25 protein-coding genes and 1 riboswitch are annotated in these 24,060 nt (G+C 35.6%); of the genes, 13 read left to right on the top strand and 12 right to left on the bottom strand.

The window, feature by feature from the left end; translation table 11 throughout:
• Nucleotides 1-2: 2 nt before the first annotated feature.
• From J3U16_RS04765 to J3U16_RS04790, 6 genes are all read right to left on the bottom strand, one after another.
• On the bottom strand, nt 3-689 hold the full coding sequence (locus J3U16_RS04765; protein ID WP_267342559.1) for a DedA family protein: 687 nt from the start codon (nt 687-689) through the stop codon (nt 3-5).
• A gap of 30 nt (nt 690-719) precedes the next feature.
• Complete coding sequence (gene tldD, locus J3U16_RS04770) at nt 720-2,177, bottom strand: metalloprotease TldD (RefSeq protein WP_267342561.1); 1,458 nt, start codon at nt 2,175-2,177, stop codon at nt 720-722.
• Nucleotides 2,178-2,226: 49 nt separating this feature from the next.
• Complete coding sequence (gene rng / locus J3U16_RS04775; RefSeq protein WP_065562212.1) at nt 2,227-3,702, bottom strand: ribonuclease G; 1,476 nt, start codon at nt 3,700-3,702, stop codon at nt 2,227-2,229.
• A 12-nt stretch (nt 3,703-3,714) separates the two neighbouring features.
• A complete protein-coding gene (mreD, locus tag J3U16_RS04780) occupies nt 3,715-4,206 on the bottom strand; it encodes a rod shape-determining protein MreD (protein ID WP_065734286.1) in 492 nt (163 codons plus the stop codon).
• Entirely contained in the window at nt 4,196-5,035 is an 840-nt protein-coding gene (gene mreC / locus J3U16_RS04785; RefSeq protein WP_065562214.1) for a rod shape-determining protein MreC, read from the bottom strand. The genes mreD and mreC overlap by 11 nt, the downstream gene beginning before the upstream one ends.
• Before the next feature lie 109 nt (nt 5,036-5,144).
• On the bottom strand, nt 5,145-6,188 hold the full coding sequence (locus J3U16_RS04790; protein ID WP_065562215.1) for a rod shape-determining protein: 1,044 nt from the start codon (nt 6,186-6,188) through the stop codon (nt 5,145-5,147).
• Nucleotides 6,189-6,556: 368 nt separating this feature from the next.
• Between J3U16_RS04790 and accB the strand changes: the two genes are divergently transcribed.
• The 3 genes from accB (at nt 6,557) to J3U16_RS04805 (ending at nt 9,103) form a co-directional block, all read left to right on the top strand.
• Nucleotides 6,557-7,012 (top strand): acetyl-CoA carboxylase biotin carboxyl carrier protein, encoded by a 456-nt coding sequence (gene accB, locus J3U16_RS04795; protein ID WP_065562216.1) that lies wholly within the window; start codon nt 6,557-6,559, stop codon nt 7,010-7,012.
• A gap of 40 nt (nt 7,013-7,052) precedes the next feature.
• The gene (accC, locus tag J3U16_RS04800; protein ID WP_267342563.1) at nt 7,053-8,399 is read left to right on the top strand and encodes an acetyl-CoA carboxylase biotin carboxylase subunit; all 1,347 of its coding nucleotides are present in this window, start codon (nt 7,053-7,055) and stop codon (nt 8,397-8,399) included.
• Nucleotides 8,400-8,464: 65 nt separating this feature from the next.
• Entirely contained in the window at nt 8,465-9,103 is a 639-nt protein-coding gene (locus J3U16_RS04805; RefSeq protein ID WP_065562218.1) for a bifunctional 4-hydroxy-2-oxoglutarate aldolase/2-dehydro-3-deoxy-phosphogluconate aldolase, read from the top strand.
• Nucleotides 9,104-9,149: 46 nt separating this feature from the next.
• Here the strand turns inward: J3U16_RS04805 and J3U16_RS04810 are convergent, their stop codons facing one another.
• Nucleotides 9,150-9,920 (bottom strand): ABC transporter permease, encoded by a 771-nt coding sequence (locus J3U16_RS04810; protein ID WP_267342565.1) that lies wholly within the window; start codon nt 9,918-9,920, stop codon nt 9,150-9,152.
• The gene (locus J3U16_RS04815) at nt 9,913-10,851 is read right to left on the bottom strand and encodes an ABC transporter ATP-binding protein (RefSeq protein WP_065734285.1); all 939 of its coding nucleotides are present in this window, start codon (nt 10,849-10,851) and stop codon (nt 9,913-9,915) included. Before J3U16_RS04815 ends, J3U16_RS04810 begins: the two co-directional genes overlap by 8 nt.
• A gap of 111 nt (nt 10,852-10,962) precedes the next feature.
• On the opposite strand from J3U16_RS04815, the gene mog reads away from it, so the two are divergent.
• The 4 genes from mog (at nt 10,963) to J3U16_RS04835 (ending at nt 14,436) form a co-directional block, all read left to right on the top strand.
• On the top strand, nt 10,963-11,541 hold the full coding sequence (gene mog, locus J3U16_RS04820) for a molybdopterin adenylyltransferase (protein ID WP_218060001.1): 579 nt from the start codon (nt 10,963-10,965) through the stop codon (nt 11,539-11,541).
• A 184-nt stretch (nt 11,542-11,725) separates the two neighbouring features.
• Entirely contained in the window at nt 11,726-12,184 is a 459-nt protein-coding gene (gene argR, locus J3U16_RS04825) for a transcriptional regulator ArgR (protein ID WP_065734283.1), read from the top strand.
• Between the two features lie 97 nt (nt 12,185-12,281).
• A riboswitch (Lysine riboswitch) is annotated at nt 12,282-12,456 on the top strand.
• Nucleotides 12,457-12,530: 74 nt separating this feature from the next.
• On the top strand, nt 12,531-13,892 hold the full coding sequence (lysC, locus tag J3U16_RS04830) for a lysine-sensitive aspartokinase 3 (RefSeq protein WP_065734282.1): 1,362 nt from the start codon (nt 12,531-12,533) through the stop codon (nt 13,890-13,892).
• Nucleotides 13,893-14,193: 301 nt separating this feature from the next.
• A complete protein-coding gene (locus J3U16_RS04835; protein ID WP_065562224.1) occupies nt 14,194-14,436 on the top strand; it encodes a GlsB/YeaQ/YmgE family stress response membrane protein in 243 nt (80 codons plus the stop codon).
• 111 nt (nt 14,437-14,547) lie between these two features.
• Here the strand turns inward: J3U16_RS04835 and J3U16_RS04840 are convergent, their stop codons facing one another.
• Complete coding sequence (locus tag J3U16_RS04840; protein WP_267342567.1) at nt 14,548-14,865, bottom strand: hypothetical protein; 318 nt, start codon at nt 14,863-14,865, stop codon at nt 14,548-14,550.
• Nucleotides 14,866-14,963: 98 nt separating this feature from the next.
• On the opposite strand from J3U16_RS04840, the gene cysS reads away from it, so the two are divergent.
• The gene (gene cysS / locus J3U16_RS04845) at nt 14,964-16,355 is read left to right on the top strand and encodes a cysteine--tRNA ligase (RefSeq protein ID WP_065734280.1); all 1,392 of its coding nucleotides are present in this window, start codon (nt 14,964-14,966) and stop codon (nt 16,353-16,355) included.
• Nucleotides 16,356-16,402: 47 nt separating this feature from the next.
• Here cysS and trmJ read toward each other — a convergent pair whose 3' ends face one another.
• A complete protein-coding gene (gene trmJ, locus J3U16_RS04850; protein WP_081303351.1) occupies nt 16,403-17,140 on the bottom strand; it encodes a tRNA (cytosine(32)/uridine(32)-2'-O)-methyltransferase TrmJ in 738 nt (245 codons plus the stop codon).
• A 246-nt stretch (nt 17,141-17,386) separates the two neighbouring features.
• On the opposite strand from trmJ, the gene raiA reads away from it, so the two are divergent.
• From raiA to J3U16_RS04875, 5 genes are all read left to right on the top strand, one after another.
• A complete protein-coding gene (gene raiA, locus J3U16_RS04855) occupies nt 17,387-17,716 on the top strand; it encodes a ribosome-associated translation inhibitor RaiA (RefSeq protein ID WP_065562226.1) in 330 nt (109 codons plus the stop codon).
• 94 nt (nt 17,717-17,810) lie between these two features.
• Nucleotides 17,811-18,962, top strand: a complete 1,152-nt coding sequence (pheA, locus tag J3U16_RS04860) for a bifunctional chorismate mutase/prephenate dehydratase (protein WP_065562227.1) — start codon at nt 17,811-17,813, stop codon at nt 18,960-18,962.
• Nucleotides 18,962-19,996, top strand: a complete 1,035-nt coding sequence (gene mutY, locus J3U16_RS04865; protein ID WP_267342569.1) for an A/G-specific adenine glycosylase — start codon at nt 18,962-18,964, stop codon at nt 19,994-19,996. Before pheA ends, mutY begins: the two co-directional genes overlap by 1 nt.
• Before the next feature lie 74 nt (nt 19,997-20,070).
• Nucleotides 20,071-21,255 (top strand): MFS transporter, encoded by a 1,185-nt coding sequence (locus J3U16_RS04870; RefSeq protein WP_220225059.1) that lies wholly within the window; start codon nt 20,071-20,073, stop codon nt 21,253-21,255.
• Nucleotides 21,256-21,392: 137 nt separating this feature from the next.
• Complete coding sequence (locus tag J3U16_RS04875; RefSeq protein WP_267331223.1) at nt 21,393-22,433, top strand: NADH:flavin oxidoreductase/NADH oxidase; 1,041 nt, start codon at nt 21,393-21,395, stop codon at nt 22,431-22,433.
• Nucleotides 22,434-22,478: 45 nt separating this feature from the next.
• Here J3U16_RS04875 and J3U16_RS04880 read toward each other — a convergent pair whose 3' ends face one another.
• Complete coding sequence (locus J3U16_RS04880) at nt 22,479-23,663, bottom strand: FAD-dependent monooxygenase (RefSeq protein ID WP_267342570.1); 1,185 nt, start codon at nt 23,661-23,663, stop codon at nt 22,479-22,481.
• Nucleotides 23,664-23,677: 14 nt separating this feature from the next.
• On the bottom strand, nt 23,678-23,848 hold the full coding sequence (tatA, locus tag J3U16_RS04885; protein WP_141673909.1) for a Sec-independent protein translocase subunit TatA: 171 nt from the start codon (nt 23,846-23,848) through the stop codon (nt 23,678-23,680).
• Between the last annotated feature and the right edge of the window lie 212 nt (nt 23,849-24,060).

A 24,060-nucleotide genomic window follows, 5' to 3' on the forward strand; every position in this document is an offset into this window, starting at 1 on the left:
TTTTATTCTTTACGGTTTTGCTTTGCTTGTTTTTTATTACTTAACCAACGCTTTATTGCTAACCAAATCGAAAATACTAATCCTAATACCAATAAAAATACTGGTATTAACATTAATAAAGACATAATCTGTTTTTCGTATGTTTTAAAAATTGGTGATAAACCAAATAAATAGCCTAATGTAACAATCAAAAATATCCATAATGTTGCACTTACCCAATTGTAGATATGAAATTTACGGCTATGCAAACCTGATAACCCCGCCATCATTGGTAATAATGTGCGAACAAATGCAATAAATCGTCCAATAAATAGTGCTTGTAAGCCATATTTGTGGAATAGTACCTCTGATTTATAGTGATATTTTTCTGGCAAATGTGCCATCCAATTCTGTACAGTTTTGGTATTACCCAACCACCGGCCTTGTGCATAACCGAGCCATGTGCCGAAGGCAGCACCAGCAATTAGAATTAAGTTTATAAGACCAAAATGAAAAACATCAAGACTTATCAATACGCCAGTTAGAAACAGTAAACTATCACCCGGTAAAAAAGCTGCGGGTAACACACCGTTTTCTAATAGAATGATGACAAATAGCATTCCATATAATATCCATAACACATCTGGGTTTGAGAGTGTTTTTATATCCATATGAACAAATGCTTGGTATAGTGTAATGATTGTATCCATTTAGCTTATTTTCTCATTAATGTATTATTATTAGTGGTTAATAGTACCACCTACGGTTAAATTATTCACTTTTAAAGTCGGTTGACCAACTCCAACAGGAACGCTTTGCCCTGCTTTACCACAAACACCAACACCTGGATCAAGTTCGAGATCATTGCCTACCATTGAAATTTGTTGCATCGTTTCAATACCTGATCCAATAAGCGTTGCACCTGTGACCGCCGTAGTAATTTTACCTTTTTCAATTAAATAGGCTTCTGAAGTTGAGAAGACAAATTTTCCTGAAGTTATATCGACTTGCCCACCTGCAAAATTAGGTGCATATAGTCCATAATCTACACTTTGGATGATTTCATCAAAACTCGATGTTCCCGCTAGCATGTAGGTATTGGTCATTCTAGGCATAGGTAAACAGGCATACCCTTCACGGCGACCATTGCCAGTCGAATGGCAATTCATTAATTTTGCGTTAAGCTTATCAAACATGTAGCCTTTTAAAACACCGTTTTCGATTAATACCGTTTTTTGACTTGGCGTACCTTCATCATCAATAGAGAGTGAACCTCGACGATTTTCAATGGTTCCATCATCAACGATAGTACAAAGCTCTGAGGTAACTTGTTCGCCAATTTTTCCTGAAAACACAGAACTATTTTTACGGTTAAAGTCTCCCTCTAGCCCGTGTCCTACTGCTTCGTGAAGTAACACACCTGGCCAACCTGCACCTAAAACAACTGACATGGTGCCTGCTGGAGCCGGTTTGGCTGAGAGCAAAACTAAAGCTTGACGCACAGCTTCTCGGGTATAACTATCTACATAACTTTCACCTGTTTTCGCATTAGTCGTTAAAAAATAGTCATAACTAAATCGACCACCACCGCCACTACTCCCTCGTTCACGTTTACCATCTTGTTCGACAAGAACGGATACTGATAAGCGAACTAAAGGCCTAACATCTGCACATAAGGTACCATCAGTGCCTGCGATTAAAATGTCTTCATAACTACCAATTAAGCTTGCTGAAACTTCAATGACTCTTGGATCAATTGAACGTGCTAACTTATCAACTTGGTGTAATAAGGCAATTTTTTCCTCTTGCGAAAAGCTATTTATCGGATTAAGCGATGGATACTTGATGATATTGTTAGCCGTTTTAAATGGAGTAACCATAATGGGTGTTTGATTTTTAGTAATAGAGTTTGCGGCTAATACACTTTGCTCTAATCGAGCTAAAGAAAGCTGATCAGTATAAGCAAATCCTGTTTTTTCACCAATAATCGCTCTAACACCAACACCTTGATCGCGATGAAAAGAGGCATTTTTAATAATGCTATCTTCAAGAGACCAACTTTCGTAATAACCAGATAAAAAATATAAATCACCAAAATCAATTTGCCTTGAACTAAGCATATCAAGCAAATTTACTATATCTTGCTGATTTAAGTTATTTGGATTGAGTAACCGTTCACTCACTTGGGCTACGTTCATAAATTCCTTAATCTAATGATTATCAATATAAAAACTGTAAAATTTATTATTACATAAGTACTACATCATATTGTTCTTGAATATAAAGTGGTTCAACTTTTACTTCAACACGTTTGCCAACAAACACTTCAACTTCTGCTAGCGCATGTGATTCATCCGTCGTTAATGCATTAGCCACTGCAGCTGAGGCATAAACTAAAAAGTATTCAGAGCGGTGAGCTTTGTATATACGAACAATTTCACGGAGTATTTCATTACAAACCGTTTCTACTGATTTAACAATACCTCGACCTTTACATGCAGGACACTCTTCACAAAGTATATGACCAATACTTTCTCGAGTCCGCTTACGTGTCATTTCAACTAACCCCAAACCAGAGAAAGTGTTCACGGATGTTCGTGCTCGGTCTTTGGCTAAAAAGTCTTGTAAAGATAGTAACACTCGTTCACGGTGAATATCTTCTTGCATATCAATAAAATCGATAATGATAATACCACCTAAATTGCGTAATCGTAATTGACGCGCAATCGCAATGGTTGCTTCGATATTGGTGTTGAAAATAGTTTCTTCTAAATTACGATGACCTACAAATGCACCAGTATTAATATCAATGGTCGTCATAGCTTCGGTTTGATCAATAATTAAATAACCACCCGATTTTAATTTGACTTTACGGTCTAACGCTCGTTGAATTTCGTTTTCAATATCATACAGATCGAAAATTGGGATATTACCGCGATAATGGGTTAATTTGTTGGTAACTTCTGGCATAAATTCCTGTGTAAACTCAACCAACAAATCATAAGTAAGTTTAGAGTCAACCAAAATTCGTTCAATTGGGTCGCCAACAAAATCCCGTAATACTCGTTGAGATAAAGCAAGCTCACCATAGACTAAATATTTGCTGATTGGACGCGCCATTCGTTCTTGAATTTTTGCCCATAAACGTTTTAAAAAATTGGCATCTTGTTCAAGTTCGTGAGCATTTGCTCCTTCGGCAGCAGTTCTAACAATAAAACCACTTTCATCGGTAACATATTGTTCAACAATTTTTTTAAGCCTTTCACGCTCTTCTTCCGATTCAATTCGTTGCGATGTCGCTACATGAGCAGAGTTAGGACCAGGCATTAAAACTAAATAACGCGAAGGTAAAGTTATATCTGTAGTAAGTCTGGCACCTTTAGTCCCCAAAGGATCTTTAACAACTTGTACCATTAAATCTTGGCCTTGACGTACCAATTCAGAAATATCTTTAACTTGAAACTGTTCTTGTTCACTGTCCGATACACATTCGGTATGCGGCATGATATCCGAGGCGTGCAAAAAAGCAGCTTTTTCAAGACCGATATCAACAAACGCAGCTTGCATACCCGGTAAAATACGAATGATTTTGCCTTTATAGATATTTCCTACAATACCTCGACGTGATTCACGATCTACGTGGATTTCTTGTAATATCCCATCTTCAATATATGCCACCCGAGTTTCTGATGGCGTTACGTTCATTAATAATTCGACAGACATAATGATCCCTTATTAATTAATAGCAAAGTTCCGTCTTATTAGTCGTAAGAATAGATAAATCACTATCCATAATACCCCATCAACAAAACTAGATACTAAAATTAAAGGTGAAATCGTTATGGTATGATAAATACTGACTTGAAACAGAAATACTAATATATTATAACAAAGCGAAACGGCAAAAATAATAATTGATTGTTGCCATAAAGCTAAATTACGGATTAACTGGAATTTAAACATTAACAAATAAGCCACGCATGAAAAAATAAATGCGTGAATACCTAAAAGCGATCCTGAGAATAGATCTAAAATGATACCTAATAAAAATGCTATGCTCATACCAATTCGGTGCGGTAATGCTATTAACCAATAGGCCATAATTAACATTAATAAATGTGGCTTAAACATATTATATTCAGGTGACCACGGTATGATTTGTACACATAAGCCAATTAGCAACGTTAACCAAATAACCAGTATACTAATTCGATTATTACCCCTCATGTTTTACTCCTTGATCGCCCCACAATAACAGTAGATAACGTAAACGTTTTAAATCTGCGGTTGGCGTAGCAGAAATAATGGGGGTGGAATCACTTATATCAAGCTTTACTGAGCTAACGACAGCCACTGGGTACCCTTCTGGGAAGCGACCATCAAGTCCAGAAGTGACTAGAACATCACCAACTTTGACATCAACATTGTTAGGTAAAAAATCAAGCGTTAAATCGTTACTGCATCCATTACCGACAGCTACCATTGAAATATCATTTCTTAATACTTGTACTGGAATTGCATGTTGATAATCACAAACTAAGATCGCTCGGCTTGTTGATTGAGCGGTTTGATAAATTTGTCCAACAATACCTTTTTCATCTACTACCGGCTGGCCTATATATACACCGTCATTTTTACCTTTATTAATTACCACTTGATAAACGTAAGGATCAGTATCAGCTAATAATACTTGAGCAGCCATTTTATGTTCATCGTGTCTTAAAGGTGAACCTAATAGCCCTCTTAGGCGGTCATTTTCATGCTTTAAATGTTCAAGCAATAATAGATTACTTTTTTGTTGCATTAAGGTTTCTTGCAGTTCTGCATTTTCTTTAATTAGTGTCTCTTGTGTTTTCGACATTTCATACAGCGAATCAAATGATGATTTTGGTGCATTTGAAACATGATAAAGTGGCGAAATTAAGGTATCTAAATAATAACGAACCTCTTTAAAAGGACGATAATTGATATCTAACACTATTAACGTCAAAGCGAGTGCCAGTGATATAAATAATTGAACACTCAGAGGCGAACGTTTAGAAAAAAGTAATTTCATTGTCCAGTATTTACCTGTTATATATCTAGAATTTAACTATTTTAAGATATGACTCCGCCGACAATGTCGGCGGAAAAAATGAAATATTCGTTACTTGCTAGTAATATTATTACTCTTCACTGAAGAGATCACCACCATGCATATCTACCATATCAAGAGCTTTACCACCACCACGAGCTACGCAAGTAAGTGGGTCTTCAGCTACAACAACGTGAATCCCTGTTTCAGCAGATAATAATTTATCAATATTACGTAATAATGCACCACCACCAGTCAATACCATACCATGTTCTGAAATATCAGAAGCTAGTTCTGGAGGACATTGTTCTAGAGCAACTTTAACAGCACTAACAATACCACTTAATGGCTCTTGTAATGCTTCTAAGATTTCATTCGAATTTAGTGTAAAACTACGTGGCACACCTTCAGCTAAGTTACGACCACGTACTTCGATTTCAAGGACTTCATCACCTGGATAAGCACTTCCAATGAAGTGTTTAATTTTTTCTGCGGTCGCTTCACCAATTAATGCACCATAATTGCGACGAACATAATTGATTATTGCTTCATCAAAACGGTCTCCACCAATGCGTGCAGAAGCGGAATAAACTACACCATTTAATGAAATAACAGCCACTTCTGTTGTACCACCACCGATATCAACAACCATTGAGCCAGTTGGTGCAGAAACTGGTAAATCAGCACCAATTGCCGCAGCCATTGGTTCTTCAATTAAATAAACTTCACGAGCACCAGCACCTAATGCTGATTCACGAATAGCACGACGTTCCACTTGTGTTGCGCCAACTGGCACACATACCAATACACGAGGACTTGGTCTTAAGAAGCTATGGCTGTGAACTTGTCGAATAAAATACTGTAACATTTTTTCAGTGACGGAAAAGTCTGCAATCACACCGTCTTTCATTGGTCTGATAGCTGCAATATTACCAGGTGTTCGCCCTAGCATCTGTTTCGCAGCATGGCCAACGGCAGCAACACTTTTAGGTGTTCCTGAGCGATCTTGACGAATGGCAACAACTGAAGGTTCGTTAAGCACAATGCCTTGCCCTTTAACATAAATAAGCGTGTTGGCTGTACCTAAATCAATCGATAAATCATTTGAAAACAAGCCGCGAACTTTTTTGAACATAATAAAAACTCTTCCTAGAATTAATCTTGTTTAAATATATTTGAGTATTAGAAGCAAACTTAGGCGTCTACAAAATATATATTTTAATTTTATCCGACAAATAATAGTTCATTTAGCAGATAAAAACCACAGCCAGCCTCAATAATAATTAAGGGTTATATTGTATCGCAATTTAAAAATAATACCTAGAAAATAGTATAACAAGTGTTTGTAAAGGAGATATATAATGACAAATTATGATTTACAGTGTATCCTTCCGCGTTAATGTTGAGTTACTATTTTTAGTATCGAATTAAAAGATTACTTTTAAGATATTAAAGGTACATTAAAATAATTGTTATTTATATCAAATAAACACGGTGTAATTCATGGATATACGTAAAATTAAAAAGTTAATTGAATTAGTAGAAGAATCAGGTATTTCTGAGCTTGAAATTTCTGAGGGTGAAGAATCGGTTCGAATTAGTCGGTCGACACCTACCTATACAGCTCCAGTGCAAAACATTCAAATTCCCCAACCAGTTGCTGTTCCTGCTCCTACAGTCACTGCGGCTACAGTTGAAGCAGAAGTCATCACAGAAACTAATAGTGGCACAACCATAAAATCACCAATGGTTGGTACGTTTTATCGAACTCCAAGCCCTGAATCTAAAGCATTTGTTGAAGTCGGTCAGTCTGTAAATGTTGGTGATGTGCTTTGCATTGTTGAAGCAATGAAAATGATGAACCAAATTGAATCAGAAAAAGCAGGGACTATTAAAGCTATCTTAGTTGAAAATGGTCAACCAGTTGAATTCGATCAACCACTATTCATTATTGAATAATCAGAATTATTTGTTAACTTAGACGATTAAGAGATTGAATATGCTTGATAAAATTCTTATTGCTAACCGCGGAGAAATCGCTCTTCGTATTTTAAGAGCATGTAAAGAACTTGGAATTAAAACTGTCGCTGTTCACTCTTCGGCAGATAAAGACTTAAAACATGTGCTACTTGCAGACGAAACCGTTTGTATAGGTCCAGCAGCTTCAGCCAAAAGTTATCTTAATATCCCTGCATTAATCTCTGCTGCCGAAGTAACCGGCGCAGCAGCTATTCATCCTGGATATGGATTTTTATCAGAAAATGCGGATTTTGCTGAACAAGTTGAACGTTCAGGCTTTATATTTATCGGTCCAAAACCTGATACTATTCGTTTAATGGGTGATAAAGTTTCAGCCATTGAAGCAATGAAAAAAGCAGGCGTACCTTGTGTTCCTGGTTCTGATGGTCCTCTTGGCAGTAATATGGACCTTAATAAGCAAATTGCTAAAAAAATTGGTTATCCAGTTATTATTAAAGCGTCTGGCGGCGGCGGTGGTCGTGGAATGCGTATTGTTCGTGAAGAAAAAGATCTCGAACAATCAATCAAAATGACTAAACTTGAAGCAAAAACTGCATTTAATAATGATATGGTTTACATGGAAAAATTCCTAGAAAACCCACGCCATATCGAAATACAAGTTTTATCTGATGGGCAAGGTCATGCAGTTTATTTAGGTGAACGCGATTGTTCAATGCAAAGACGTCACCAAAAAGTACTTGAAGAAGCACCAGCGGTTGGTATTACACCGAAAATGCGTAAATTCATCGGTGAACGTTGTGTTAATGCATGTATCGAGATTGGATATCGTGGTGCAGGTACTTTTGAGTTCTTATTTGAAAATGGTGAATTCTACTTCATCGAAATGAATACTCGTATTCAAGTAGAACACCCAGTTACTGAAATGGTTACTGGAGTTGATCTTATTCGTGAACAAATTCTGATTGCAGCTGGACAACCTTTGTCAATTAAGCAAAGTGACATTGAAATTAAAGGCCATGCAATTGAATGCCGAATCAATGCCGAAGATCCAAAAACATTTATGCCATCTCCGGGCAAAATAACACGTTTCCATGCTCCGGGAGGATTTGGTATCCGTTGGGAATCACATATATATGCTGGCTATACTGTACCACCATATTATGATTCAATGATCGGTAAATTAATCGCCTATGGTGAAACTCGTGAAGTCGCTATTGCCCGCATGAAGAATGCATTAGCAGAACTGGTTATTGATGGTATAAAAACCAATATCGAACTTCATCTAGAGATTTTAAATGATCAAGGCTTCATAAAAGGTGGCACGAACATTCACTATTTAGAAAAGAAATTAGGTATTTATGAGTAAAATAAGCCCTCAATAATTTGAGGGCTTATTGCTGTATAGAAGTAAATAAAGTATAGGTAATACATATGAAAAATTGGAAAAAAAGCGCTGAAGAAATTTTAACATTAGGTCCAGTAGTTCCTGTTATTGTTATTGAGCGTTTAGAAGATGCCGTTCCTTTAGCAAAAGCATTGATTGCTGGTGGCGTGAAGGTTTTAGAAGTCACATTAAGAACAGCTTGTGCACTTGACGCAATTAAGAAAATTATTAACGAAGTTCCAGAAGCTGTAGTCGGTGCCGGTACTGTAACCACAGTAGAGCAACTTAAACAAGTAACTGAGGCGGGTGTAGAATTTATCATCACTCCGGGTATTACTGACTCTATTTTAAAAGCAGCAGTTGAAGGCCCTGTGCCAGTTATTCCTGGGATTGCAACCATTTCAGAATTATTAACAGCTCAAGAATATGGTTTAACAGCATTAAAATTCTTCCCTGCTGAAATTAATGGCGGTGTTGCTGCGTTAAAAGCGTTTGCTGGTCCTTGTGGTTATATGAAATTCTGCCCTACTGGCGGTGTGAATCCTAAAAACTATCGCGATTATTTAGCGCTTGATAATGTTCTTTGCGTTGGTGGGACTTGGTTTATTCCTACTGATGCAATTGCTAAAGGTGATTTTGCTAAAATTACTGAAATGGCAAAAGAAGCCGTTGCAGGAGCAAAATAAGTTTTATCTTACCGCCGACATTGGTCGGCGGTTTAGTCAGTTCTGTCTAACTTCTAAGCCCTCTTCCACTTTCAATTATTCGCCATGCTATAAAATATAAAATGCTAACAAATAATATAAGCATCGAAAAAGTAATAACTAATGAAACATCACTAATACCTAAAAAACCATAGCGAAAACCATTGATCATATAAACAATAGGATTAAGTTTAGAAACCCATTGCCAAAAAGTCGGTAACATAGTGATTGAATAAAAAACTCCGCCCAAGTAAGTTAACGGTGTTAATACAAAGGTTGGAATAATACTTATATCATCAAATGATTTTGCAAATACTGCATTTAACAATCCAGCTAATGAAAACAAAATTGAGGTTAATAATAAGGTGAAAACTACAAAAGTCCACGAATAAACTTCATATCTAACAAAAAATAACGATACAGCAGTGACCAACACACCAGTTAATAAACCACGCATTACACCACCACCAACATATCCCCAAATAATAATATGAGTCGGAACAGGAGCAACAAGTATTTCTTCAATATTACGTTGAAATTTAGCACTAAAAAATGAAGAACAGACGTTTGTATATGAATTGGTTATGACCGACATCATAATTAAGCCTGGCACAATGAATGCCATATAACTAAAGCCCCCCATATCACCAACTCGCGAACCGATTAAATTACCGAAAATAATAAAATATAGTGACATTGTAATAACAGGAGGAATCAGTGTTTGGATCCAAATTCTTAAAAATCGGGTAACTTCTTTACGCCAAATACTTTTTAAGGCAATCCAATATAAATTATTCATCAATAGCTCCTTTGGTATCATTTCGCAACAAATCTACAAATAATTCTTCTAATCGATTAGCTTTATTACGAACACTAATCACTTTTATGTTTTGTTGATTGAGTTGTTCAAATAACTGATTTAATCCTTGTTGTTTATCTACGTTTACTTCTAACATGCCAGATTCAATATCAGTATAATTATACCCTTTAAGGGAGATTGGTGTTGATGTTGGTACATAATCAATAATAATTGTTTCAGATTGACTTTTTGCTAGTAAATCACGCATTGAAGAGTTAGCAATTAATTCTCCGTGCTGGATTATACCAATGTGACGGCAAAGCATTTCTGCTTCTTCCAAATAATGCGTGGTTAATATAATGGTGATACCTTGTTTATTAATCTCACGTAGAAAATCCCACATGGAACGACGTAACTCTATATCAACCCCAGCAGTAGGTTCATCCAGAATTAATAATTTAGGTTCGTGGACAAGTGCGCGAGCTATCATTAGTCGTCTTTTCATCCCACCTGATAACATATTAGCTCGACTATGTCGTTTATCCCATAAATCTAAAATACGCAGATACTTTTCAGCTCGTTGTAAAGCCAATTTTCGTGGCAACCCATAGTAACCACCTTGATTGGTAACAATTTGGATTACTTCTTCAAATTGGTTAAAGTTAAATTCCTGAGGAACAAGTCCTAATTGTCTTTTTGCATTAACAAGATCCGTATCTAAGTCATATCCAAAGATTTTAACTTGGCCTGAGGTTTTAGTAACTAAAGAGCTAATAATACCAATGGTGGTTGACTTACCTGCACCATTTGGTCCAAGTAAAGCATAAAAATCTCCTGCCGCTACAGTTAAATTAATTCCTTTTAATGCTTCTACACCATTTTTATATTTTTTCTTAAGCGCTATAAGTTCTAGTGCAGGTGTTGACGACATAAATGTATCCTAATTGAGTAAATTGCTATTTGAATAATATGATATCATGTTTAATCAATTGACAATATTGTTTAATATTTAGATAAATATATGGATTAAGGAATAAATGTTATGGTTAAAATTGGATTAGTTTCAATATCAGATAGAGCATCACAAGGCGTTTATCAAGATGAAGGTATTCCAGCTTTGTTATCATGGTTGAAATCTGCATTGAAAACAGCTTTTATTACCGAACAACGCATTATTCCCGATGAACAAATCATCATTGAAAAAACATTATGCGAATTGGTTGATGATTTGCAATGTAATCTGATTTTAACCACAGGCGGAACAGGACCAGCAATAAGAGATGTAACACCTGACGCAACTTTAGCTATCGCAGATAGAATAATGCCCGGATTTGGCGAACAGATGCGGCAGATTAGTTTACATTTTGTTCCAACTGCGATTTTATCCAGACAAGTTGGTGTTATTCGTAAGCAATGTTTAATTTTGAATTTACCAGGCCGACCAAAATCAATCAAGGAAACACTTGAAGGTGTAAAGGATGATGAAGGTAACACTATTGTTACTGGCATATTTGCAAGTGTTCCATATTGTATTGATCTGCTAGAAGGTCCTTACATCGAAACACATGATCACATCATTAAATCATTTCGTCCCAAAAATGCTATAAAATCTAATCTTTAATTTTATGCAAATGTCATGCATAATTATGTAGATTATATTCAATATTTGAATGAAGCTTTATAAGAACACTTGCTTAATTAGCAATCATTAAAAATAACTGACCGTAATCAAGCATTTTAGTTAACCCGTTAATATGACTTATTGTTTTAATCAGTTAGTCATAAATTAAATTTAAAGGAACAGTATGAAACAAAAAGATCTCACTAAAACTTTCAAAGAAATGCTTTTACAAGAAAAGTTTAGTTCTCAGATAGGTATCGTACAAGCCTTACAAGAACAAGGATTTGATAATATAAATCAATCTAAAGTATCGCGAATGTTAACTAAATTTGGCGCTGTAAGAACTCGCAACGCAAAATCTGAGATGGTTTATTGTTTACCTGCTGAAATGAGTGTTCCAACAACAAGCAGTCCATTAAAAAATTTAGTGTTAGATATTGATTACAATAGTTCAATGGTTGTTATTCGAACAAGCCCAGGCGCAGCTCAGCTTATTGCGAGATTGTTAGATTCAATCGGTAAATCAGAAGGGATTTTAGGCTCAATTGCCGGTGATGATACGATTTTTAGCACACCAACTAAAGATTGTTCTGTGAAAAAACTATATCAAACGATTATTGAATTATTTGAACGGAGTTTATAATTAACAGTTTATTTTAACAAAGCTCTATAATTTTTTTTAATATTTAACCTATTGACACATTTGGTAAAATCGTTAATCCTATACGACACTGAAATCAGAATTAAGAAGAGGCGCATTACTCAGGCAGATCATTTTAGGGACTGGAGCCGCAAATAAATGATTGAGGGGATGTAATGCCGAGGTTTAATTGTTATTCCAGAAAGCAATTAAATCGACTGCAAGGGCTGAATCCCTTGGGTTGTCACCCTAACAGGTGGAGCGCTTCATGGTATGTATTTTTTTAACTGTATTAGGACATGCCCGCTCTATCTCTGTTAAAAATAAAAATTTTTAATATGAGGAATACATGGAAAGATCATTTATAATTGCTAAGTTTGGCGGTACTAGTGTTGCAGATTATCCCGCAATGGTTAATAGTGCCAATATTGTTATAGCTAATCCTAGTGTCAAAGTTGTTGTGTTGTCTGCCTCTGCAGGCATAACAAATTTACTGGTAGCATTAGCTGAAGGTCGTGATGCCAATGTAAGAGCAAAACATATCGCTAAAATTCAATCGATTCAATACAACATATTAGAAAATCTTCCTGAAAATCCAACCCTACGTGCTGAAATTGACCAAATAATTGCAAATATTGCCTCATTATCAGAAGCTGCAAGCTTGGCAACTTCCCCTGCTTTGACGGATGAATTAGTCAGTCATGGCGAAATAATGTCATCAAAACTATTTGTCGAAATATTAAAACAAAAACAAAAAAATGCCCTATGGTTTGATGTACGTAAAGTCATGCGTACCGATGACAAGTTTGGTAAAGCCGTACCAAAAATTGACGAAATTAAACAACTTTGCTGTGCACATTTAAAATCTTTGAATCCAGAAGCTATCGTAGTTACTCAAGGATTCATTGGTAGTGAAAGTACGGGCAAAACCACAACTTTAGGTCGTGGTGGTAGTGATTATACCGCAGCTCTTCTTGGTGAGGCTTTAAACGCCACGCAAATAGACATTTGGACCGATGTTGCTGGTATTTATACTACCGATCCTCGTATCACATCAGGTGCGAAACGAATTGACGAAATATCATTTGCTGAAGCAGCTGAAATGGCGACCTTTGGTGCTAAAGTTCTACACCCTGCAACACTTGTTCCTGCTGTACGTAGCAATATTCCAGTATTTGTTGGTTCAAGTAAAGCGCCAGAAGCAGGTGGAACTATCGTTTATAACACACATAGCATAAAATCTGCACTACCTTCATTTAGAGCGTTAGCGCTTCGTCGCAAACAAACATTATTGACTTTAACTAGCTTAAATATGCTACACGCACAAGGCTTTTTAGCTAATGTCTTTACCATATTGGCTAAACATAATATTTCGGTTGATTTAGTCACCACCTCTGAAGTTAGTATCGCATTAACCATTGATACTACAGGCACTAATACTAACGGAAATAGCCTATTAACAAAAGCATTATTCGATGAATTATCAACAGTTTGCCATGTTGAAGTTGAAGAAGATTTAGCACTAATTGCCATCATTGGTAACAATCTAACCACAACAAAAGGTATCGCTAAAGAAGTCTTTGGCGCTTTAGATGACTTTATTATTCGACTTTGTTGTTACGGTGCTAGCACCCATAATCTTTGCCTTCTAGCAAGAAGCAATGATGCCGAAGATGTAATAAAGGTTCTACACAAAACGATTTTCGAATAGTTTAATATCAGGGGCGATTACATTATCGCTCCTAATCATTAATCATATAAACCAACAATTAAACAAAATACCTAGAATATTTGAAAAAATAATTGTAAACTACGCCTAATATTTGTATGAATTTGTGTTTCATACATCTATAGCTTCATACTGTTCTACATAATAATCATTTTTCTTCATATTTAGATAACAATTTTTAAAGCTGTAAATTTACGTTTTATTAATATCTGTTCAACAACTATCATCGTTATTTTTTAGCTATACTAGTAACTTTCAACTTAATTAGACGAAGGAAATTATCATGGGTATTTTAAGCTGGATTATTCTAGGATTAATTGCTGGATGGATCGCTAAGTTTTTTATGCCATTAGGCCGTGTTGGTGTGATAAAAACTATCCTACTTGGTGTAGCTGGTGCATTAGTCGGCGGTTATATCAGTACCTTCTTTGGTTGGGGTAGTGTGACTGGTTTTAACTTCCCAAGCTTGTTTATCTCTGTGCTAGGTTCTATTTTACTTATTTATCTTTACCGCCTTTTTAAATAAATTTAATAGCAATTTAAATTGGCGAGTTTACTCGCCAATTTTCACTCATCTATCCAATCAAAGTTCTCTCATTTATATCAATGTTTAAAACCTATTAACTTAAATAGCTTTTTAAGTATCCAAATTAATATATATGATAGTGAGTGATAAATTAGCAAAAGACGCTAGAAGACATGCCAAAAAACCAACAAAAAGTGCAATAAACTTATAAAACCCTATATTGCCAAAGCCTCCTAAATCCTTGTTAACAAAAACCACAAAGAATACTATTGCTAAAAGAGTCCACGTAAATAAAAATAGTAATTTTTCAAAGCGATTATCAAATTTAAAGCCTATTGCAATACAAATAACTTGAAAGGCAGTGAATATAATCATTAAAATTAGCCCGAAACTTCTACCCCAAATTTTGATATCATCAATTAATTCCATTTAATTTATTTAACGAGATTATAAGAAGTAATTTCGCCACTTCCAGTTTTTTGTTATATTAAACACTAAAATTTATCAAATTTATTCTGCAGGATAAAATGCTCAAAATATTTAATACATTATCACGTGAGAAAGAAATATTTAAACCAATTACACCAAATAAAGTTGGGCTATATGTTTGTGGTGTTACTATCTACGATCTATGCCACATTGGCCATGGCCGTACTTTTGTCGCATTTGATGTCGTTACTCGTTATTTACGTTTTTTAGGTTACGATCTCACTTATGTTCGTAATATTACCGATGTCGATGACAAGATCATCAAGCGTGCATTAGAAAATGGTGAAACTTGTGACGAATTAACTGAACGTATGTTAAATGAGATGTATGCCGATTTCGATGCACTTAATATCAAACGACCAGATGTCGAACCTCGAGCAACTCGTCATATGTCACAAATCATTGAACTTGTTGAAGAGTTAATAAGAAAAAATCATGCTTATATTGCTGACAATGGAGATGTGATGTTTTCGGTAGATAGTGATCCTAACTACGGTATTTTATCACGCCAAAATTTAGAACAGTTACAAGCAGGTGCTCGAGTTGATGTAGTGGACGTAAAACATAATCCAATGGACTTCGTTCTCTGGAAGATGTCAAAACCCAACGAACCAAGCTGGGATTCACCATGGGGGAAAGGTCGACCTGGTTGGCACATTGAATGCTCTGCAATGAATAGCCATCAATTAGGCAACCATTTTGATATTCATGGCGGTGGTTCTGACTTAATGTTCCCACATCATGAAAACGAAATTGCCCAATCAACCTGTGCCCATAATGGCCAATATGTAAATTATTGGATGCACTCAGGCATGGTAATGATAGACCAAGAGAAAATGTCCAAATCACTGAATAACTTTTTCACTATCCGTGATGTTTTAAAACATTATGATGCTGAAACTGTTCGATATTTCTTATTATCAGGCCATTATCGTAGTCAACTTAACTATAGTGAAGAAAATCTAAAACAAGCTCGTACCGCTTTAGAAAGACTTTATACGGCTTTGAGAGACACCGATGCTAACTATCCGCACAACACGCCAGATAGCGATTATCATCGACAATTTTGTCAGGCAATGGATGATGATTTCAATACTCCAGAAGCTTATTCAACTCTATTTGATTTGGCTAGAGAGATCAACAAAGCTAAAGCAGAAAATAACATGCCATTAGCTAATGAACTAGCTGCTGAGTTACGTTATTTATCTTCTGTACTTGGTTTACTTGAACAAGATCCGGTTAAATTCTTACAAGGTAATAGTCAAGATGATGAAGATACACAGCTAATTGAAGCGTTAATTAAACAACGCAACGATGCTCGAGCAAGTAAGAATTGGGCTTTAGCTGATGAAGCTCGAGATAAACTAAATCAAATGAATATTATTTTAGAAGATGGTGCTAACGGCACAACTTGGCGTAAAAAAACTTAATAATAAAAAATCCCCTAGATTTACACAAAACTAGGGGACTAATCTCACTATTTTTTATCTATTGACGTTAAAATTCCCCGTAAAATATTGAGTTCTTGCTGTTCAATACCAGCTCGCGTAAATAATCTACGTAAACGACCCATAATCTGCCCAGGATGATTAGGATTAATAAATCCGGTTTTTAATAACGTCTGCTCTAAATGCTGATAAAACCGTTCAATATCTTCGCTTTTAGGATACTGAACCTCATTCAGATTATCATCATCATGTTTTAAAGATGCCTCTAAAGTTGACAACATTGACATTCGAATTTCGTAAGTTAGAACCTGAACTGACATAGCTAAATTTAAAGAGCTATAATCTGGATTAGCTGGAATACCAACATGAAAATGGCACTTTTGTAATTCATCATTAGTTAATCCAACTCTTTCTCGACCAAAAACTAAAGCCACTTGAGCATGATGCGCGGTTTCAGCAATAATTTTGTCGCCACACTCTTTCGGGGTTAAGTTTGGCCATTGCAAACTTCTAGGACGCGCACTGGTACCTATAACCAATGAACAATCTGCTACCGCCTCTTCAAGGGATGAAAAAATCTGTGCCTGTTTGATAATATCACTCGCCCCGGCTGCCAGTGAAATCGATTGGGAATCGGGTTTTATTACAGGGTTCACTAAACATAAACGAGTTAATCCCATCGTTTTCATTGCACGAGCAGCAGACCCCATGTTACCAGTATGCGAAGTTTCAACTAAAACAATCTTAACATTATCTAAATAGCTCACATATTCCTCATTAAATAACTAAACTTAATACTTTAAATCAATCTAAATAAACCACAGTATATAATAAAAAACAGATTAAAAGCAGTTCTGTGCTACCTAATATCAAATACCAATAAATTATTTTAGACAAAAGTCACAAAAATCTTAATATAAACCTAATAACCTATTGACGAAATGTGAAAAATTTGTCAATGTAATCAATATAATAATAGCTCAATTAGTAAGTAAACATAGTGGAGGTCAATTATGACTTTAAGTATCACAAGTAAACAAATGGACATTACTCCTGCAATTCGTAGTTATCTTGAAGATAAGTTTTCGAAATTAGATAAATGGAGAGCTCTACTAATCAACCCTCACTTTATCTTATCTAAAGAGCCCGATGGATTTATTATTGATGCAACCATTGCAACCAAAGGCTCGCCACTAGTTGCTTCCGCTAAACACACTGACATGTATGCTGCAATTAATGATTTAGTTGGTAAACTTGAAAGACAACTAAATAAACTCCAACATAAAGGTGAGTCGCGCCGTGCATTTGACAGTATTAAAAATACAGTAATTGAAGAAGAATAATAATTTATAATTTAACAAAAAGGCACTTTAATAGTGCCTTTATTTTTTTGCTTGTTATAATATTACCCATCTAATTTTTAATCTATTAATGAATATGACAACCAGTCCTTTATTGCCTTTACGAAACAAAATTAACCAACTTGATCAAAAATTAATTGAAATCATTGCTGAAAGACGCCAAATTTCAGCCGAAGTTATCCAGGCTAAAATAAAAGCAAATATCCCTGTGCGTGATTTAGATCGTGAACGTTCATTGATTAAGGCATTAATCGAACAAGGTAAACAATATCATCTTGATGACCTATTAATTAAGCGTTTATACCAAATTATTATTGAAGATTCGGTTCTACTACAACAGAAGTTTTTACAAGAAAAACTCAACCAAGGCGTTATCTCATCAGCTAAAATTGCTTTCTTAGGACCAAAAGGTTCATATTCACATTCAGCAACTCGCCGTTATGCTAGCGCCCATTTTGATCAATTGACTGAATCAAGTTGTAATACATTTAAAGATGTTTTTGAAAAGATTGAATCAAAAGTTGTTGATTATGGAATTGTACCGATAGAAAACTCGAGTTCGGGATCTATTAATGAAGTGTATGATTTGTTACAAAAAACCAATTTACATATTATTGGTGAACTATCCTTAATGATTGATCACTGCATTTTAGCTCTTCCTAACACTAAACTTGAGCAAATAGATACTATTTATAGCCACCCGCAACCATTCCAACAATGTAGTAATTTCTTAGAAAAGTATCCTCATTGGAAAATTGTTTATTGTGATAGCACTTCGTCAGCAATGGAAACCGTAGCTAAATTAAATCAACCAAACATTGCAGCTATGGGAAATAAAGACGGTGGTGAATTATATGGCTTACAAGTTCTGGAGCACAATTTTGCTAATCAAAAAGAAAATATCACCCGCTTTATTGTGTTATCGCGTGAATCGATTGAAGTTTCCGATCAAATTCCGGCCAAAACTACAATCTTGATGAAAACGGGCCAACAAGCTGGGGCTTTGGTAGATGCTTTATCCGTATTACGTAATCATAATATTGTTATGACAAAACTTGAATCACGCCCTATCCATGGCACATCTTGGGAAGAGATGTTTTATATTGATTTACAAGGTAATATTAACGATTACGAAATGCAGATCGCACTTAAAGAATTAGCTTCCATCACTTTATATACTAAAGTGCTTGGTTGTTATCCTAGTGATTCTATTACCGCTGTCATGTAATGACTAATTTAAGTTTTTCAAATGCCGTACTCAACTGGTATGAACAGTACGGCAGAAAATCATTACCATGGCAAATTGAAAAAAGCCCTTATCATGTTTGGTTGTCAGAAGTTATGCTGCAGCAAACACAAGTTGCAACTGTTATTCCATACTTTAAGCGCTTTATTAAACAGTTTCCTAAAATTACCGATTTAGCGAAGGCTCCAATTGACGATATCTTACATCTTTGGACTGGACTTGGTTATTATGCACGTGCTCGTAATTTACATAAAGCAGCACAAGTTATAGCTGACAAGTTTGGAGGAAAATTTCCAACCAAATTTGAGGATGTTATCGCCTTACCAGGCGTTGGGCGCTCAACCGCTGGGGCTATCCTATCTCTATCACAAAATCAACATTATCCAATATTAGATGGTAACGTAAAACGGGTTTTAACCCGAACTTTTGCTATAGACGGATGGCCTGGTAATAAAAATGTCGAAAATCAACTTTGGCAATTAAGTGAGCAAGTCACGCCTAAAAATGAAGTTGCTAAATTTAATCAAGCCATGATGGATATTGGTGCAATGGTTTGTACTCGTTCTAAACCCAAATGCACTTTATGCCCTTTACATCAATTATGTATTGCTTATAAGACCGACAGTTGGCCACAATATCCAACTAAAAAACCTAAAAAGACTATTCCTGAAAAAACCGCCTACTTTTTAATGCTTGAACATGACAACATGATTTGGCTTGAAAAAAGACCGCCTGCTGGTATTTGGGGCGGATTATATTGTTTACCACAATTTGCAAGCGAGCAAGCATTAACTGACTGGCTAGACAGCCATGGTATTAAAACTAGCAAACCCAAACAGTTAATTGCATTTCGACATACTTTTAGCCATTTTCATTTAGATATTGTGCCTATTTACTGTGAGATCAAAAGCAATACTAAATGTCTAGATGAATCGAATGGTTATTGGTATAAACTAAAATCGGAAAATGCAAAAATTGGCTTAGCAACACCTATTTATAATCTATTAAATCAATAATCAACACAATCTATCAGTATCTAACAACCTTTTGATATATAATTACACATTATTTATTTTCTAAATTGTTTATTATGAATAGCAAACAAGCTCAAGGGCTATCTGCATGGTTAGTATTCCTAATGGCATTTGCCATTGGCGTCGCGGTAGCGAGTAATTATTATGCACAACCACTATTACACTCGATAACTAATGATTTACATATTGCAATTAAACATGCAGGTTTTATCATTATGGCTGCACAATTTAGTTATGCTGTTGGCTTGCTGTTCATTACCCCACTGGGTGACAAAATAGAACGTAAACGATTAATATTGACCTTGATGATATTATCAACCTGTGGGCTAATTATTAGTGCAACTTCACAAAACTTATGGTTACTTATGCTTGGTACGGCTATGACAGGTCTATTTTCAACCGTAGCCCAAGTACTAATTCCATTTGCCGCAACACTATCACGACCAGAGCATCGAGGTAAGATTGTCGGTACATTGATGAGTGGTATGTTGCTAGGTATATTATTAGGTCGTGCATTCGCTGGTTTTGTTTCTTCGATGACTGATTGGCATTATGTTTATTGGATTGCCGCGTCAGTAATGATCATTGTTACTTTGCTACTTTGGTTATCATTACCAACTTATAATAACACCATCAGTATTAACTATTTTCAACTGTTATTATCAATTGGCTCACTATATAAACAAGAACCTGTTTTACGAATTCGCTCATTGTTGGCAGTTATTTCCTTTGCGTTATTTTCACTGTTATGGACGCCGCTTGCCTTTTTATTAAGTAATAAACCTTACTATTATTCTGATTTTATAATCGGTTTATTCGGCCTAGCCGGTGCCGCTGGTGCACTAGGTTCACCTATCGTTGGCAAATTATCAGACAAAGGAAAAGGCTTTTTAGCCACGACCATTGGCCTAATATTACTTCTTGCTTCATGGGTACCACTTTCTCTTGCTGAATATTCACTTTTAGCCTTAATTATTGGGGTAGTATTGCTGGATTTTGCTGTTCAAGTTACTCATGTATCAAACATGAACGCCATTTATCAAATTCGACCAGAAGCACGTAGCCGTATGAACACTGGTTATATGGTAAGTTATTTTATCGGAGGCATGTTGGGTTCTATCGCTTCTACTTATTTGTATAGCAACTATGGTTGGATCGCGATAATTATTGCTGGAACAGTTTTAGGATTATTGGGTTTATTATGTTGGCTCTACTATCTTAAATCAGTTCGCAAACCATAAACGATTTAATTGCAAAAAAAAGTTGAGGAACGGGGTTTTTTAACGTTTATTTGCTCTAATATTCCGTTTTTAAACACTATATACTATTCGTCAGTTAACTTAAACATTTGCACCATTAATAAAAACAGGAGCCATCCATGGCTAAAATAGCCTATATTAATACGCCATTTAAAGTAAAAAATTTATCACTCAAAAATCGTATTGTTATGCCGCCGATGTGTCAATATCAAGCAAAAGACGGATTGGCTAATGATTGGCACTTTGTTCATTATGTTTCACGAGCGGTTGGTGGCGTGGGTTTAATAATTTTAGAAATGACCAATATTGCTCCAAATGGTCGAATATCGCCAAATTGCTTAGGTCTATGGAATGATGAGCAACGCGATCAGCTTAAACGTATCGTTGATGCGGTTCATGCTCAAGAAGGAAAAATCGCTATTCAAATTGCTCATGCAGGACGTAAAGCTTTGGGTGAGTCTGATGTCGTATCCTGTTCTCCTATCCGCTATGATGGGAACGTCGAAGCGAATCCAAAATGGCAATATCAAATGCCAAGAGAATTAACCAAAAGTGAAATCGCTGATATTATCGAAAAATTTAAACAATCAACCAAACGTGCGGTTGAAGCAGGTTTTGACGCAATTGAAATACACGGTGCACATGGTTATTTAATCCATCAATTCAGCTCATCAAAAACGAATATTAGAACGGACGAATATGGTAAGGATAAATTATTATTTGGTGAACAAGTAATTAAAGCAGCAAAATCAGTGATGCCAAAAGATATGCCACTAATTGTTCGGTTTTCGGCTCAAGAATACGGTACTAATGGTTACGATATTAATTATGGTTGCCAAATTGCTAAACGTTTTGCACAAGCAGGCGCAGATGTTTTAGATGTGAGTGGCGGTGGTGATGGTCAGTTAGATCCAAAGCATACGCCTCTATTTCATGCTGGATACCAGGTTTATTTAGCGCGAGCTATTAGGAAGGTCACTAATTTGCCAATTATTACTGTTGGTATGCTTGAAGACCCATATCTTGCTGATTATGTATTAAGTACTGGCGATGCTGATTTAGTTGCAATTGGTCGAGGTTTATTGAAAGATCCTTACTGGCCGCTAAGAATTCCAGCATCTCCATTTATCCCAACATCTTATCAAGTAGCTTTTAAATAAACTAATGATAATCCTGTAGTGTTAGCTACAGGATTAATTTACAAACTAAATTTTCATGGCATATTTGATGAGACGTTTCTTTATTGGCGAAAAGTTATCAATTGCGTTCATCCCAACTGTTCTCACCATTTTTTTAAAAGCATTATCGCCATTAAACATATCTTGAATAGTTCGCATTGCGGTTAACATGACTAAAGCATCTTTACGGCGAGTGAATTGGAATGATTTTAAGTTTTCTACTAAACCAATATCTTTATGTTCATCAATAAGTTTATTAATGGTTGCCACCAATAATGCAGAATCTTCAAATCCTAAATTAACTCCTTGACCAGCCAATGGATGAATAGTATGGGCAGCATCACCAATTAACACTAATCGATGTTTAATAAATTGTTTTGCAAACCGAGCTTTTAATGGAAACACCATTCTCGGATTGACCAACTGACATTGTCCTACTTTATCACCGCTTAATTTAAACAGCTCTTGGCAAAACTCAGATTCAGTTAACGAAGTTAAAATAGCTGCTTGCTCTGGTTTAGTTGACCATACTAAACAACTGTAATTGGGTTGCCAAAGTGGTAAAAATGCCACAATACCATTGGGATAAAAAATCTGCCTAGCACATGCTTGGTGAGGATATTGTGTTTCAACAGTTGTAATCACTGCATGATGAAGGTAATCACGCTCAAACACAGAAATTTTTTCCTGTCTGCGCAGCCAAGAGTGTGCGCCATCAGCACCTATGATCAGTTTTGCTTGTAACCGAGTATTATCCGAAAGTGTTAAAAAAGCATAATCTTCATTATAGCTATTGTCTATAGCGGCCAAATTGAAAATAGTGATATTTGAATTTGCTTGAGCATGTTGATACAGGTAGTAAGAAATTAAATTATTTTCGATGATATACCCAAGATTTGGATAACCATAATCTTTAGCATGTGCAGTAAGATGCGCTAAACCGTTTTTTTCCCAAACTCCGATCTCGCTAAAAGCATTAACGCGTTCGCTCGCACATAAATCGTTCCAAATACCAATTTGAGAAAAATATTGCTGACTTGCGCCATTAATTGCAGAAGCTCTAATTCCTATTTCGTCAAAAGCAAAATTTTGATTATCATTAACGTTAACATCAACAATAGCTACAGTTAAATTAGATTGGCTAAGAGCACATGCAGTTGCTAAACCAACCAATCCACCACCAACGATGGCCACATCAAATTGCGTTTTCATATCAATAAATAGGGTTATTTCTTATCAAGCTTATTATCATCTTCAACATCATCATTCATCGCTTTTTTAAAACCTTTCAATGCTGAACCAAGATCAGAACCTAAATTACGTAACTTCTTTGTTCCGAAAATGAGAACCACCACGGCAAGAAAAACTAATAGATGTGGAATGCTAAATGACATAATTAAAACCTCATTTAAAAATGTATCGCTATTTGAACAAGTTAAACGAACAAATAGATTATTTAATATTGGAATTGATTATACTCTTTTTATGATGGGATTTCATGACAAGTTAATTTAGATAAAAAAAAGACCCGCATAAAATATACGGGCCAACATGAAATATAAGGAATATAAGGAAAGAAAACAATGAAAAATCCTTACGCTGCTTATTA

The organism is Gilliamella sp. B3023 (assembly GCF_026536845.1).
Lineage (GTDB): Bacteria > Pseudomonadota > Gammaproteobacteria > Enterobacterales > Orbaceae > Gilliamella > Gilliamella apicola_E.